This window comes from Georgenia ruanii, assembly GCF_009193175.1.
Taxonomy (GTDB): domain Bacteria; phylum Actinomycetota; class Actinomycetes; order Actinomycetales; family Actinomycetaceae; genus Georgenia; species Georgenia ruanii.
In genome coordinates this window covers 1-14,193 of sequence record NZ_VUKE01000002.1, presented here as the reverse complement: position 1 = coordinate 14,193, position 14,193 = coordinate 1, and the positions used below count along the sequence as shown (strand labels likewise).

Genomic DNA, 14,193 nt, shown 5'->3' with positions numbered 1-14,193 from the left:
TCACCAGAAGAACGGCAGCCGTCGGTCCCCCGCCATCCCGAGGTGGCCGAGCGCCAGCAGGATCCCCGCCGCGCCGCCGTCGAGGCTCAGGGACACCGGGGCGGACGGCTCGCTGCCGAGGGCAGACCCGTGCACGGTCAGCGGCTCCAGGAAGGGCCGCATGCGCGCGAACCGTTCTTCCGCCGTCTCCCACGGGTGGGAGCGCAGGTACTGCAGCGCGAGGATCGCGCCGGCCCGCCCGTTCGAGAGGCCGGGCCGCTCGAGCAGCCACCGCTCGGCGGCCTCGGTGATGTCCGCGGCGGCCCGGGCCACCCAGGGGGCGTCCAGGTGCTGCATCGCCTGGTGGAGCACCACGCCGACCCCGATGCTGCCCTCGCTCAGCGAGCCGGGCCGCGACCACAGCGGCAGCGCGGCGTGCCGGCCGAACGAGCCCCAGCCGAGGATGGCGAGGTCGTGGCGCAGGCACCGCTCGATGGCCGCCAGCAGGGACTCGTCCTCGGTCAGGTCGTAGACGTGCAGCAGGAACAGCGCCGCCCCCGCGCCGCCGCGCATGAGGCCGAGCCGGTCCATCCGCGGCTCCTCGCGCAGCTGGTCCGCGAGCGTGCGGGCCAGCATCTCCACGCGCGCAAGGAGCGCCTCGCCGTCGCGGATGGGGGCACGCTCGAGCAGGGCGAGGCCGACGCCGGGCAGGCCGTCGGCGAGCGTGAGCCCGAGCGCCTCGGGATCCGTCCGCTCGACGGCGGCCCACTGGCGGGCGGCGGCGTCGTGGTGTCCCAGGGCGTCGAGCGCGAGCGCCACACCGCTGCGCCCGTGCGCCAGCCCGGCGTCGAGCGGCATGCGGTCGGCGGCCGCGGCGAGCGAGGCCGCGAGCGCGTCGGGGACGTGTCCGCCCACCTCGGCGAGCGCCCAGAGCACCCCCGCCATGCCTCCGGCGAAACCGAGGGACTGCGCCGTGCACAGGTCGCCCGCGAGCAGCTCGGCGTCCGCCTGGGCGGCGACCGCGATGCCGCCGGCGAAGCCGGCCACGAGCTGGTGGCGCCGTTCGACGTCGGCGAGGTTGATGACCGGGTCGCGCCGTTCCCGGGCGCTGCGAGCCCACGGCAGCAGCCCGCCGACGGCGTCGCGCTCGCCACGGTCGCACGTGACCCGAACGGCCGAGCGCCGGGTGAGGGGCGTGACCTCGGCCGGTCGCACACCTCGGAGCGTCGTGGCGGGCAGGTCGGCGACCGGCACGCGGACGGACGGGACAGACATGGGTGACTTCCTTCGCCATGCCCGGTGCTCCGCCCCAGCAGCCGGGTTCGTGTTCACCGGCCTCGGCCGACGAATGTGATGACGACATGCTGCCCCACGCGGTGGGGGGTGGAGCCGTTCAGAGGTGACAGGGTGCTGCCATGGCCGGAACGTGCCAGACGGCGACCCGCGCGGTCCCGTGTCGCCGTTCGGCCGGCAGCGTCAGCGCTGCGGGACCGGCAGGCCGGCGCTGACCTGGTTGAAGGCGTCCTGGATGAACGGCGCGAGGCGCCCGGCGTCGTCGCCGGCGTGCGCCCACAGCTGCAGGGCCGATCGGAGGCAGGACACCGCGGCACCCGCCACGAGCCAGGGATAGACGTCGGTGTCCGGCTGCGTGCCGGTCCTTTCGGCCACGGCGCCGCGCAGCCCCTCTTCCAGCCGGTCGTACTGGGCCGACTGGAACGGCAGGAGCGAGGGGTAGCGCTGCACGAGCTCCATCTTCTCGACCATGACGCGGAGCTGGTCGGCGGTCTTGGAGCTGGCGTGGTCGGAGAGCACCTGGCACAGCGCCTTGAGCGGGGGCTCGGAGTCGGCGACGGCGAGGAAGGCTGCGACGATCACGGCGGGGTCGGCCGCGCCGGCGGTCACGACCGCCTCCTCCTTGCAGGAGAAGTAGTTCGAGAAGGTGCGCGGGGAGACGATGGCGGCGCGGGCGATCTCCTCGATGGTGACGTTGTCGAGACCCTTCTCCCCGGTGAGCCGGAGCGCGGCGTCCGCGAGAGCCTCCCGGGTCATCTGCTTCTTGAGCTCGCGCAGACCCATCTCCGGGGCTTCGTTCACCGTCGTCTCCGTCGCCGTCATGCGCCACACCCTAGGGCATGCCTAATCCGCGAGCTTGCCGACAACGCAGGTTTTCGCTTCAAGGTCGGCACATGAGGCATTCAGGATGTGATGGTGGCCACAGCCTAGCGTCCGCGACCCCTCTCCGAGCCACATCCGCACCAGAGCCGCAACGCTCTCGAGCCCCACACCTGGCGATAGGGCCATGACATTTCGGGCGCCACTTAGCCATGTTCGACGGCCGTTGACGTCCAGCAACGATGCGCGAACCGCTACCGAAGCGTTTTTGCGGGCTATGCAACTCAACCTAGCCGGAACTCTTGCCGAACGCGCAAACGTCTGCCACCTTGGTCGCAGCCGCCGGATCGACCGATCTGGCGCAGTCCGCGGTCCGGGCATCCGGAGCGCCAAGCCAAGGAAGATCAACATGAACCGTGCAGCCGCTTTCCTGCTCTCCATGTTCCACGTCGTCCAGGGCCGCTTCGAGGGCCGGAACGACCGGGGCGCCACCGCCGTCGAGTACGGCCTCATGGTCGGCCTCATCGCCGTCGCAATCATCGTTGCCGTGACGGCTCTCGGCGGCCAGCTCAAGGAGCTCTTCAACAACGTCTCGACCGAACTGACCAAGGCCAAGGCGGCCTGACATGCCTAGGGCGATCCGGTGCGTCGGTTCTGCTCGACCGCGCACCGGGTCGCCGCTCGTAGGCGCATGGGAGGTCACCGGAAATCGGTTTGAGGGAGACACGGTGAGCCGCAAGCAGCGCGACCGCGGCTCGGCCGCCGTCGAGTTCGCCCTGGTCCTCCCCCTGCTACTCCTCCTCGTTGTCGGCATCGCCGAGTTCGGCCGGGCCTACCACCTCCAGACCACCCTCTCGGGCGCCGCCCGGGAAGGGGTGCGCGTGATGGCCCTGCACAACAGCGTGACGAGCACCCGCGAGACCGTCCGGGCCTATGCCCCGGAGCTCTCCCTGAAGGACAGCCAGATTCGGGTCACGCCCACCACCTGCGTCACCACGTCGTCCGCGCCGACGGCGACCGCCACGGTCACCGTCACCTACCCCATACGCTTCCTCACCGGCCTGTTCGGTGCCGACCTCACGCTCACCGGGAAGGGGACCATGCGATGCCACGGCTGAGGAACGAGCGCGGGGCGGTCAACGTCATCGTGGCGCTGCTCGCCATCCCGCTCATCGGCTTCGCGGCCATCTCGATCGACGTGGCCGCCATGTGGGCCGAGCGCCAGCAGCTCCAGACCGGGGCCGACGCGGCGGCACTGGCCATCGCCCAGGACTGCGCCCACGGCAACTGCGGCACACCAGCCCTCACCGCCCAGCGCATGGCCGAGGCTAACGTCGAGGACGAAGACGTTCGGGGCCAGGTCGTGACCCCGGGCCTCACCCCGGCCTCGGGCCGCGTGACCGTCCAGACCTCCGGTGTCCGTCAGCACTGGTTCGCGCCGGTGATCGGCGCGGACAGCACCCCCCTCGGCGCGCGCGCCACCGCCTCCTGGGGCCGGCCCACCGGCGGGACGGCGGTCCTGCCCCTGGCCCTGCACAAGTGCGAGCTGGAGGCCCAGATCAAGCGTCAGGGCGGCAGCCTGACGTCCTCGAGCCCGGTCGTCCTGACGATCCTGCGCTCGAAGGACCTCGAAAAGACGGGACTCCCGGCCGACTGGCCCTGCAAGCGAACGAACTCCGGCAACCCCGTCCCCGGCGGCTTCGGCTGGCTCAAGACCAAACCGGGCACGTGCCAGACCACCAGCGCCATCGGCACCAACGTGGAAGGTTCCGACCCCGGAAACTCCCTGCCGTCCGAGTGCGGGTCGACCGACATCCAGGCGCTGCAGAACGCCACGGTGCTGCTACCGATCTACAACGACTACGGCGGCACCGGCAACAACGCCTGGTTCGACATCATCGGCTACGCCGCCTTCAACCTCCGCGGCTACGAATTCGTCGGACACGGCAGCGGCTCGTGGGGCGTCAAGTGCCCTAAAACCGTCAACACCTGCATCAGCGGCCAGTTCGTCGAGTTCGTCGACCTCTCCGACGCCTTCCGCTACGGCGCGACCGCCCCCAACCTGGGCGCGTCCGTCGTCGCCCTCACCGAGTGAACGAGACATCGTGAAACGTCGTGTCCTCGCCGCCCTCGCGGCGATCGTCCTTGCCGTCCTCGGCGGCGCCCTCGTGCTCGCCTACGTAGCCGGCGCCGACCAGCGCGCCATGGCCGGCATGGAGCCCGTCCGCGTCCTCGTGATCACCCGGCCCGTCCCCCAGGGCACCCCCGCGGACCAGCTCGGCGACGCCGTCGCCGTCAAGGAACTCCCCGCCACGGCCGTGGCCGGCGGCGCGCTGAGCACGCTGGACGACCTCGCCGGGCAGGTCGCGACCACCGACCTGCAGGTCGGCGAACAGCTCCTCGCCGCCCGGTTCGCCGACCCGGCCATGGTCGACACGGGCGCGGTCGAGATGCCGACCGGCATGCACCAGGTCTCGGTGCTCCTGGACCCCAGCCGGGTCGTCGGCGGGCGGGTCCGGCCCGGCGACATCGTGGGCGTGTTCGTCTCGCTCACCGACCCGGCCCGCACCCGCCTGACGCTGGACAAGGTGCTCGTCACCGCCGTGCAGGGCGGCGTGGCGCCCCCGCCAGAGGCCGAGGGTGGGACGGCCGCCGTCGCCGACGGCGACGCGGCCGCCGGGCCCGACGTCGCCCCCACCGGGGCCGTCATGGTCACCCTGGCCGTCAACCCGCCGGACGCCGAACGCCTCGTGTTCGGCGCCGAGCACGGCACCGTCTGGCTCTCCCTGGAGTCCGAGGACGCCACCACCGACGGCACCCGCATCGTCACCGAGGAGAACGTGTACCCATGAGCCACGTCGTGCTGGCCACCGCCTCCCCCGAGCTCACCGCCACCGTCGCGGCGGCGACCGCGGGCGCGTACGTCGCCCTGCCCCAGCTGCCCGCCACCCCTGGGGAGGTGCTCGCCGTCGCCGGCGGGCTGCCGGAGGTCGTCGTCCTCGACGCGCGCACCGCTCCCGACCAGGTGCTCGACGTCGCCGCCGGCCTCACCGCCATCTCCCCCGGCATCGGCGTCGTGCTCGTCAGCGACTGCCCGGCCGAGGTGGGCCTGGCGGCGATGCGGGCCGGCGTGCGCGACATCCTCACGCCGGCCGCCGACGCCGCCGAGATGCGCGACGCGCTCACCCGCGCCGCCCAGCTCGCCCGTCCGCAGACGCCCACCACCGGACTGCCGCTGACACCGGACGCCGGCCCCGCCGGGAAGGTCATCACCGTCGTCTCGCCCAAGGGCGGCGTCGGCAAGACCACCGTGGCGACCAACCTCGCCGTCGGCCTCACGCGGACCGTGCCGCACTCGACCGTGCTGGTCGACCTCGACCTGCAGTTCGGCGACGTCGCCAGCGCCCTCAACCTGGACCCCGAGTACTCCCTGGCGGACGCCGTCCACAACCCGGCCCGGCGCGACACGATGGTGCTCAAGACGTTCCTCACGCTGCACGAGACCGGGCTGTACGTGCTGTGCGCCCCGGAGTCGCCCGCGGCGGCGGACGGCATCTCCGGCGACGACGTCGGCCGGCTGCTGCAGGCCCTCGCCTCGCAGTTCCAGTACGTCGTGGTCGACACCGCCCCGGGCCTCAACGAGCACACCCTCGCCGCGCTCGACCAGACCACCGACCCGGTGCTGCTGACGAGCATGGACGTGCCCGGCGTGCGCGGGCTGCGCAAGGAGCTCGACACCCTCACCGACCTCGGCATGTTCCCCGAGGGCCGCTTCGTGCTGCTCAACTTCGAGGACCCGGCGGGCGGGCTGTCCATCGCCGACGTCGAGGCCACCATCGCCCGCGACGTCGACCTGACGCTGCCCCGCTGCCCGGCCGTCCCCGCGTCGGTCAACCAGGGCATCCCCCTGCTGCAGCTGGGCGGCAAGAAGAACCCGATGACCCGCCAGCTCGGCCGGCTCGTGGAGCGCTTCGCCGGCGTGCCGACCCTCGTGGCCCGGCCGGGCCGGCGGCGCGGCCGCCACCGCGGCGTCAAGGTGGGCGCCTGATGAACCTCGCCCAGCGCCTGCGGGCCGCCGGCACCCACGGGGCGGAGCCGACACCGTCCGCCGCCGCCCCGGCGGGCTCATCCCTCGCGACGCCCGACGACGGCGCGACGGCGCACCGCGCCGGTGGGCGGGCGGCCGGCACCCCGGACCCGCTGACCGGCCCGGGCAGCCCGTTTGCCGCGCCCTCCGGGATGGAGGTGCCCGTCGGCGCGATGCCACCCGTCGCCCCGGCCGCTCCCGCCGGTCTGCCCGCGGCCGGCGGTGCGACCGTGCCCGCCGGCGTCGCCGCCCCAGCCCCCGAGCGCACCACGCTCTCCGGTCGCCGCGCCGGGAGCGCCACGGCCTCCGCGCCCGCCGCGGCGCCCAGCGACGCCCTGGGCCGGCTCAAGGACCGGGCGGCCACGGCGCTGTTCGAGCGCATGGGCGCGCGCCTGACCGACCCCTCGCTGAGCGAGGAGCAGCTGCACGCGCTGGTGCGGGCCGAGCTCAACCAGGTGGTCGAGGAGGAGAAGGTCCCGCTGACCGGGGAGGAGCGCAAGCGCCTCATCCGCGACGTGCAGGACGACGCCCTGGGCCTCGGCCCGCTCCAGCGTCTCCTCGACGACGACGCGGTCACCGAGATCATGGTCAACGGCCCGGAGATGGTCTACGTCGAGCAGCACGGCAAGCTCTCCCGCAGCCCCGTGCGGTTCGCCTCGGAGGAGCACCTGCGCCGGATCATCGAGCGCATCGTCTCCAAGGTCGGCCGGCGCATCGACGAGTCTTCCCCGCTCGTCGACGCCCGCCTCGCCGACGGCTCCCGCGTCAACGCGGTCATCCCACCGCTGGCGTTCAACGGCTCGTCGCTGACCATCCGGAAGTTCGCGCGCGACCCGTTCCAGGTCCACGACCTGATCCGCTTCGGCACCATGAGCCCGGAGATGGCCGAGCTGCTCCATGCCTGCGTGGAGGCCCGGCTGAACATCATCGTCTCCGGCGGCACCGGCACAGGGAAGACCACCCTGCTCAACGTGCTGTCCTCGTTCATCCCCGACGGCGAGCGGATCGTCACCATCGAGGACGCCGTCGAGCTGCAGCTCCAGCAGGAGCACGTCGTGCGCCTGGAGGCCCGGCCGGCCAACACCGAGGGCAAGGGCGAGATCACTATCCGCGACCTCGTGCGCAACTCGCTGCGCATGCGGCCCGACCGCATCGTCGTCGGCGAGGTCCGCGGCGGGGAGTCCCTCGACATGCTCCAGGCGATGAACACCGGCCACGACGGCTCGCTGTCCACGGTGCACGCCAACTCCCCGCGCGACGCCATCGCCCGCCTGGAGACCCTCGTCCTCATGGCCGGCATGGACCTGCCGCTGCGCGCCATCCGCGAGCAGATCGCCTCCGCCGTCGACGTCATCGTCCAGCTCACCAGACTGCGCGACGGCACCCGCCGGGTCACCGCCGTCACCGAGGTACAGGGCATGGAGGGCCAGACGGTCACCCTCCAGGACGCCTTCCTCTTCGACTACTCCGCGGGCGTCGCCCCCGACGGGCGCTTCCTCGGCACCACCCGGCCCACCGGCGTGCGGCCCCGGTTCACCGACCGCTTCGCCGAGCTCGGCATCGCCGTCTCCCCGCGGGTGTTCGGCGTGCCGGAGGAATGGACGCTGCGATGATCGAGCTCCAGCTGGGCCTCGCCACCCTCGTGCTCGGACTCGGCGTCGCCGTCTACCTGCTCCTCGGTCCGCGTCCCGCGCGGCTGCCGCTGGACCGCCGCCGGCTCGGCGCCGCCCCGAACCCGGGCCTGCTCGCCGGGGCCGCCGCGCTGACCACCGAGGCGGCCGCCCGGGCGCTGCGACGCCGCCGCGCCGGCGGCGTCGTGGCGGCGCTCGAGCGCGCCGGGATCAAGACCCGCCCGCAGGACCTGCTCGTGTTGCTCGTGGTGGGCATTGTGGTGGCCGCCGCGGTCGGCACCGTCCTCGGCGGCCCGCTGCTCGGGCTGGTGCTCGCGGCCCTGGTGCCCGTCGGGGCGCGGGTGCGGGTGGGGATGCTCGTCGGCAAGCGGCAGGCCGCCTTCGCCGACCAGCTCGACGACTCGCTGCAGCTCATGGCGTCGAGCCTGCGGGCGGGGCACAGCCTCCCGCAGGCGTTGGCCTCGGTGGCGCGGGAGTCCGAGCAACCCACCTCCGAGGAGTTCGCCCGGGTCATCAACGAGGCCCGGGTGGGCCGCGAGCTCGGCGAGGCGCTGGCCGAGACCGCCGCCCGGATGGGCAGCGAGGACTTCGACTGGGTCACCCAGGCCATCGCCATCAACCGGGAGGTGGGCGGCAACCTCGCCGAGGTGCTCGACGGCGTGGGCCGCACCATCCGCGAGCGCAACCAGATCCGCCGCCAGGTCAAGGCGTTGAGCGCCGAGGGCAAGCTCTCCGCGATCGTGCTCATGGCGCTGCCGTTCGGCATCGTCGCGTTCCTGCTGGTGGCCAACCCCAGCTACCTCGCCAAGTTCACCCAGAGCCTGCTCGGCTACGGGCTCATCGGGCTCGCCGTCGTCCTGCTCGTCGTGGGCGGGGTGTGGCTGAGCAAGACCGTCAAGATCAAGTTCTGAGAGGACGCCCGTGCCCGCCCTGGTCCTTGCCGCCGCCGCCGCGCTGAGCGCGGCGATCGCCGCGCTCGTCTGGCTGCTGCTCGCCGGGCCGGACACCAGCCGACGGCGCACCGTGGCAAACCTGCAGCGCGGGTTCGAGCGGAGCGACCCGGCCGCCGCCGAGCTCGCCGCGGCGGGGCTCGCGCCCGACGCCGGCGGGCTGTCCGCCTTCGCGCGCCGGCTCACCCCGGGCGGGTCGATCCGCCTGCTCGACCGGCTCCTCGCCCGCGCCGGCCGGCCCGCGGGCTGGCCCCTGGAGCGGCTGCTGGCCGGCAAGCTGCTCCTCGGCCTGGCCGCCGCGGTGCTCGTGGTGCTCTACGCCTCGGCGAAGCCGGGCGCGCTCACGCTGGTGATCGGCTTCGTCGTGGTGGCGGTCGCCTACTTCCTGCCCGAGCTGCTCCTGCACAGCCGCGCCCAGGAACGCGGGGAGCAGATCCAGCTCGAGCTGGCCGACACCCTGGACCAGATGACCATCGCCGTCGAGGCCGGGCTGGGGTTCGACTCCGCCATGGCCCGGGCGGGGAAGAACGGCAAGGGCCCGCTGGCGGAGGAGCTCGTCCGCACCCTGCAGGACATCCAGGTGGGCCAGTCGCGCCGGCAGGCCTACGAGGCGCTGGCCGCCCGCACCGACGTCGCCGACCTGCGCCGGTTCGTCCGCGCCGTCGTCCAGGCCGACACCTACGGCATCGCCATCGGCGACGTGCTGCGCACCCAGGCGAACGAGATGCGGCTCAAGCGCCGTCAGCGCGCGGAGGAGAAGGCCATGCAGATCCCGGTCAAGGTGATCTTCCCGCTCATCCTGTGCATCCTGCCGGTGCTGTTCATCGTGCTCATGGGCCCGGCGGCGATGGACATCATGGAGGCGTTCAGCGGCTGACGGCCTGCGGATCGACGTCTGAGCCGGTGGCGGCGGCCGCACACACGGCGACCGCTCCCGCTCAGGCGCCGAACCCGATCTTGTGCCCGCGCTGGGCGCGCAGACGGGCGCCCTTCTCCTGCGCGACCTGCCGCAGCCCCTCCTGGTAGGTGACCATCTGCTCGCGGACCCGGGCGGCGTCGTCGTCGCTGCCGGAGCCGAGGATGCGCGCGGCGAGCAGCCCGGCGTTCTTCGCCCCGCCGACCGAGACCGTGGCGACCGGCACCCCGCCGGGCATCTGCACGATGGACAGCAGCGAGTCCATCCCGTCGAGGTGCTGCAGCGGCACCGGCACCCCGATGACCGGCAGCGGGGTGACGGCGGCGAGCATGCCGGGCAGGTGCGCCGCGCCGCCGGCGCCGGCGATGATCACCCGCAGCCCCCGCTCGGCGGCGCTGCGGCCGTACTCGAGCATCTCGGCGGGCATCCGGTGCGCCGAGACGACGTCGACCTCGGTCTCGACGCCGAAGTCGGCCAGCACGTCGGCGGCCTCCTCCATCACCGGCCAGTCCGAGTCCGAGCCCATGACGATCCCGACGACGGCGCCCACGTTGCCTCCCGCTGCTCTGGCCGGCGAGGCCCGCCGGCTCCTGGCGTCAGTCAACCACCGCCCACCGACGGGCGGTGGGGCCGTTCATTCTCGGCGCACCGCGCGGCGCGCGTCCTCGGCGCAGCCGCTCATCCTCGGCGCAGCGCGCGCCGCTCATCTTCAGCAGAGCGCGCCGCGCCGCCCGTGGGCTGGCACGCTGGATCCGGCACGCACCGGCCCTCCGACGAAGGAGCATCGCCATGGACGTTCCCCTCGCGACGGCGGCCAGCGCCTTCGCCGGCGCCACGGCGTTCGGCGGCGTCGTCGCCGTCTCCACCGAGACGCCCCGCCGGCCCTTCGGTCGGAAGGTGCCTGGCTCGGCCGCCGTGCAGCAGGGCGTGGGGCTCGGCACCGGACTCTCCGTGCCGTGGCCGCTCGCGGCCGCGGCGCTGTGGCAAGCGCTGCTCGGGGACGCGGAGAGCCCGCTGCCCGGCCGGGTCTGCGCCGTCATGGGTGGCGCCGCGTTCCTCGACACGCTCGTCCAGCCGTCCACATGGCGGCCGCGCTCGTTCGCCGCGGCCGTCGCCGTGGGCCTCAACGTGCTGACCTCGAGCGCGCTCCTCACCGCGGGCGTGCTCTCGGCGCGCGCGGCGGCCGGCAAGCACCTGCCCTCGGCGGGCGGCTGGTCGGGAGCCGCCGCCGCGCCCGCCACCCCGGACCAGGAGGCGCGCCGACTCTAGGGGCGACCTCACCTCGTTCCGGGGCACCGGCTCCCCGATGATCCCGCGTGCGGCAACCCTCGCGCGTGCTTCGCCGAGGGGCGGTCAGCGGTCGACCGTGTCCAGGTCCCCGGCGCCCAGTTCCCCGCCCTCGACGTGCTCGTCCCCGCGCAGCAGCGCGACCGCAGCACGGGCGGTGGCGACCGCCTGCGCCAGGTCCGGGCCCGTCACCGTCACGTGGCCGAGCTTCCGCCCGGGGCGCACCTCCTTGCCGTACAGGTGCACCTTGGCCTCCGGATAGCGGGCCATGAGGGCGGGGTAGGCGGCGCGGGGGTCCTCCAGCTCGGAGCCGAGGAGGTTGACCATGACCGTGTGCTCGGCGGTGGCCGCCGTCTCCCCCAGCGGCAGGTCGAGCACGGCGCGCAGGTGCTGCTCGAACTGGCTCGTCACGGCGCCGTCGATGGTCCAGTGGCCGGAGTTGTGCGGGCGCATGGCGAGCTCGTTGACCACGAGGCGGGAGGTGCCGTCGTCGTGGTGGACCTCGAACATCTCCACCGCCAGCACGCCGGTGACGCCGAGCCCGGTGGCGATCCGCTCGCCGACCTCCTGCGCCCGGGCCGCGGTCTCCGCCGACAGGCCCGGCGCGGGGGCGAGCACCTCGCTGCACACGCCGCGCTCCTGGATGGTCTCCACCACCGGCCAGGCGCGGACCTCGCCGTCGCCGTCGGCGCCCCCGGAGGGCCGGCGCGCGACCAGCACGGCCAGCTCCCGGGTGAAGGGCACCTTCTCCTCGGCCAGCAGCGCGTCGCCGGGCGCGAGGGCGGCGAGCCAGTCGGCGGCCTCGGCCGCGGAGGAAACGACGCGCACGCCCTTGCCGTCGTAGCCGCCACGGGCGGTCTTGACGACGACGGGCCAACCGGTGGCGTCGCCGAACGCGGCCAGCTCCGCGTCGCTGGTCACCGCGGCCCAGGCGGGGCAGGGGGCGCCGACCTCGCTGAGCCGGCGGCGCATGACGATCTTGTCCTGGGCGTGCACCAGGGCGGCGGGGCCGGGGCGCACCGGCACGCCCTCGGCCTCCAGCTCGCGCAGCAGGTCGTTGGGCACGTGCTCGTGCTCGAAGGTGAGCACCGCGGCCCCGTCGACCAGTTGCCGGATCGCGGCGGCGTCGTCGGCCGCGCCGACCGGGGCGTCCGGGACGACCTGCGCGGTGGAGACGGTCGGCGACTCGACGAGCACCCGCAGGTGCACCCCCAGCGCGATGGCCTGCTGCTGCATCATCCGGGCCAGCTGGCCCCCGCCCACGACTGCGACTACCGGTGCTCCCACGGTCATCGAGCGTAGCGGCGTCTACGCTGCGGAGGTGACCGCGTCCCGCCCAGCCGACGCCGCGAGCCGCCCGGCGGCGGCCCCGGAGACCCGCGACCCCGCCGCGGCGGCGCCCTCCGAGAACCACGCGCCCGCCGCGCCCGCCACCACCACGGCGCCCGCCGCCCGGCCCGGCCTCGTGCGCCGGCTGACGCGCGGACAGAGCCTGGGCGCCTGGCTGCTCGAGCTCGTCCGGTTCGGGGCGGTCGGCGGCGTGGCGTTCGTCGTCGACGTCGGACTGTTCAACCTGCTGCGCTTCGGCCCCGGTGAGGTGCTCGGCGACAAGCCGCTGACCGCGAAGGTGATCTCCGTCGCGGTCTCGGTGCTCGTGGCCTGGCTGGGCAACCGGTACTGGGCGTTCGCCGGCGGCAAGCGATCCTCCCGGGCCCGGGAGCTGGTGATGTTCGTCGCCGTCAACCTCGGCGGCATGGCCATCGCCGTCGCCTGCCTGGCGGTGAGCCACTACGTGCTGGGCCTGACCTCGCCGCTGGCGGACAACATCGCCGCCAACGGGGTCGGCCTGGTGCTCGGCACCGCCTTCCGGTACGTCTGCTACCGCTACCTGGTCTTCACCGGCTCGCCGCGCCGGGCCAGCGCGTAGCCCAGCGCCGCGGCGGCCAGCGCCACGCCCCACAGCGGCCAGAGCAGCGTGGGCCCGACGGCCGCCCAGCTCTTCGCGAGCTCCCCGGCCGGCTTGTCCAGGACGCTCAGAAGCATGCTCGTCCCCGCCGGCAGCACGAGGAGCGCGACGGCGCAGGCCGGCACCACCGCGGCGGCGACGGGCACCCGGCGCCGACCGAGGCCCGGGATCCACCGGGGGAACCGCCGACTCCAGGGGCGGGTCAGCCCGATCGTCAGCCAGGCGCCGACCAGGCCGAAGGCGCCGAGCCACACCCCGGCGAGGAGGTCGCTGCGGCCGGCCTCCCACAGCTCCCGGTCGATGCCGAGCGGGTAGACCATCCACACGAACCGGGTCAGCGCGTACACGGCCGGGACGGTGGCCGCCACGTAGGCCGCGACGCGTCCCCAGCGGGCCGCGGCGGCGGGGGTGGTCCAGCCCGCCGGGCGCCCCGGTATCGCGGTGGCCCGCTGGTAGGCGAGCACGGCGCCCGCCCACAGGCCCAGGCCGACGGCGACGACGAGCTCGAGCAGCAGCCCGGCGGTGAGCGCGGCCTCCAGGCTCGCGCGCATCTCGGCGTTGAACGGCGCGGTGACCGCCAGCAGCGGCAGGTAGCCGACGAGCGCGAGGAGCTCGGCGTCCAGCAGCGTGAGCGCCGCGAGCGCGGGCAGCCCCCAGGCGAGGGCCAGGACGACGGCGCGGCCCGCCCTTGCGGCGGTGAGCCGTCCGGTGGTGGCCAGGGTGAGCGCGCGGCGCATCCAGGTCCCGGCGGCGGCAAGCACGACGGCGAGCGCGGTCACCGCGGCGAGGAGCACCCGGGCCGGGACGTGGTTGACGAGTGCGGGGAAGCCGGCGGGCTCGGCGGCGCCGACGGCGACCTCCGTGCCCGTGGCGAGCAGGAGGAGACCGGCGAGGGCGACGGTGGCCCAGTACCCGGCGGCGGCGCCCGGCGCCCAGGGGCGGCGCCGCGTCGGGGCGTGACGGGTGGGACTGGGCAGGCGCGGCGGCCGCTCGGAGGCCGGTTGGCCGAGGACCGGGCGGGGCGAGTGATGAGGTCTGGTGTCCATGCCCGCCACGCTGCCGGGCCGGCGCCGCCCGGGGATCACCTGGGTGGGTGAACGGGCCGATCGGCGTTCCCCCGCCCGGGGGACGGCGGCCCCTAGGAGCGTGGGTCGGTAAGGGCATGGCGACGCGCTGACCGCGGTCATTGGGTCGGTTCGCGAACATCGTGAGTGCTCGAGGCGGTGAGGGCGGTCCTGGCAGGGCGGTCATGGCCGGGAGGGCCG

15 protein-coding genes are annotated in these 14,193 nt (G+C 74.3%); 10 read left to right on the top strand and 5 right to left on the bottom strand.

All coding sequences use genetic code 11. The annotated features are described in order from the left end of the window. Entirely contained in the window at positions 1-1,254 is a 1,254-nt protein-coding gene (locus GD880_RS03160) for a lanthionine synthetase LanC family protein (protein ID WP_152230180.1), read from the bottom strand. Positions 1,255-1,455: 201 nt separating this feature from the next. Beyond that, the gene (locus tag GD880_RS03155; RefSeq protein ID WP_152230179.1) at positions 1,456-2,094 is read right to left on the bottom strand and encodes a TetR/AcrR family transcriptional regulator; all 639 of its coding nucleotides are present in this window, start codon (positions 2,092-2,094) and stop codon (positions 1,456-1,458) included. A gap of 406 nt (positions 2,095-2,500) precedes the next feature. On the opposite strand from GD880_RS03155, the gene GD880_RS03150 reads away from it, so the two are divergent. From GD880_RS03150 to GD880_RS03115, 8 genes are all read left to right on the top strand, one after another. Further along, a complete protein-coding gene (locus GD880_RS03150; protein ID WP_152230178.1) occupies positions 2,501-2,716 on the top strand; it encodes a Flp family type IVb pilin in 216 nt (71 codons plus the stop codon). A 103-nt stretch (positions 2,717-2,819) separates the two neighbouring features. Next, positions 2,820-3,209: a TadE family protein gene (locus tag GD880_RS03145; protein ID WP_226909344.1), complete on the top strand. Its 390-nt coding sequence runs from the start codon at positions 2,820-2,822 to the stop codon at positions 3,207-3,209. Beyond that, on the top strand, positions 3,197-4,186 hold the full coding sequence (locus tag GD880_RS03140) for a pilus assembly protein TadG-related protein (RefSeq protein ID WP_152230176.1): 990 nt from the start codon (positions 3,197-3,199) through the stop codon (positions 4,184-4,186). Before GD880_RS03145 ends, GD880_RS03140 begins: the two co-directional genes overlap by 13 nt. A gap of 10 nt (positions 4,187-4,196) precedes the next feature. Beyond that, positions 4,197-4,943: a Flp pilus assembly protein CpaB gene (gene cpaB, locus GD880_RS03135; RefSeq protein ID WP_152230175.1), complete on the top strand. Its 747-nt coding sequence runs from the start codon at positions 4,197-4,199 to the stop codon at positions 4,941-4,943. Beyond that, a complete protein-coding gene (locus GD880_RS03130; protein WP_152230174.1) occupies positions 4,940-6,139 on the top strand; it encodes an AAA family ATPase in 1,200 nt (399 codons plus the stop codon). Before cpaB ends, GD880_RS03130 begins: the two co-directional genes overlap by 4 nt. A gap of 191 nt (positions 6,140-6,330) precedes the next feature. Next, a complete protein-coding gene (locus tag GD880_RS03125; protein WP_452176728.1) occupies positions 6,331-7,791 on the top strand; it encodes a CpaF family protein in 1,461 nt (486 codons plus the stop codon). Continuing rightward, positions 7,788-8,720, top strand: coding sequence for a type II secretion system F family protein (locus tag GD880_RS03120; protein ID WP_152230173.1), 933 nt, complete (start codon positions 7,788-7,790; stop codon positions 8,718-8,720). The genes GD880_RS03125 and GD880_RS03120 overlap by 4 nt, the downstream gene beginning before the upstream one ends. 10 nt (positions 8,721-8,730) lie before the next feature. Beyond that, positions 8,731-9,636, top strand: coding sequence for a type II secretion system F family protein (locus GD880_RS03115; protein ID WP_152230172.1), 906 nt, complete (start codon positions 8,731-8,733; stop codon positions 9,634-9,636). A gap of 61 nt (positions 9,637-9,697) precedes the next feature. Here GD880_RS03115 and purE read toward each other — a convergent pair whose 3' ends face one another. Further along, entirely contained in the window at positions 9,698-10,201 is a 504-nt protein-coding gene (purE, locus tag GD880_RS03110; RefSeq protein ID WP_152230406.1) for a 5-(carboxyamino)imidazole ribonucleotide mutase, read from the bottom strand. A 263-nt stretch (positions 10,202-10,464) separates the two neighbouring features. Here purE and GD880_RS03105 point away from each other — a divergent pair, with 263 nt between their 5' ends. Then, positions 10,465-10,944, top strand: a complete 480-nt coding sequence (locus GD880_RS03105; RefSeq protein ID WP_152230171.1) for a hypothetical protein — start codon at positions 10,465-10,467, stop codon at positions 10,942-10,944. 84 nt (positions 10,945-11,028) lie between these two features. On the opposite strand, the gene GD880_RS03100 is transcribed toward GD880_RS03105, so the two are convergent. Beyond that, positions 11,029-12,249, bottom strand: a complete 1,221-nt coding sequence (locus GD880_RS03100) for a 5-(carboxyamino)imidazole ribonucleotide synthase (RefSeq protein ID WP_152230170.1) — start codon at positions 12,247-12,249, stop codon at positions 11,029-11,031. A 34-nt stretch (positions 12,250-12,283) separates the two neighbouring features. Here GD880_RS03100 and GD880_RS03095 point away from each other — a divergent pair, with 34 nt between their 5' ends. Further along, the gene (locus GD880_RS03095; RefSeq protein WP_319593242.1) at positions 12,284-12,889 is read left to right on the top strand and encodes a GtrA family protein; all 606 of its coding nucleotides are present in this window, start codon (positions 12,284-12,286) and stop codon (positions 12,887-12,889) included. Here GD880_RS03095 and GD880_RS03090 read toward each other — a convergent pair. Beyond that, a complete protein-coding gene (locus GD880_RS03090; RefSeq protein ID WP_152230168.1) occupies positions 12,847-13,974 on the bottom strand; it encodes a hypothetical protein in 1,128 nt (375 codons plus the stop codon). The two genes, GD880_RS03095 and GD880_RS03090, sit on opposite strands and share 43 nt — an antisense overlap. Positions 13,975-14,193: the final 219 nt, after the last annotated feature.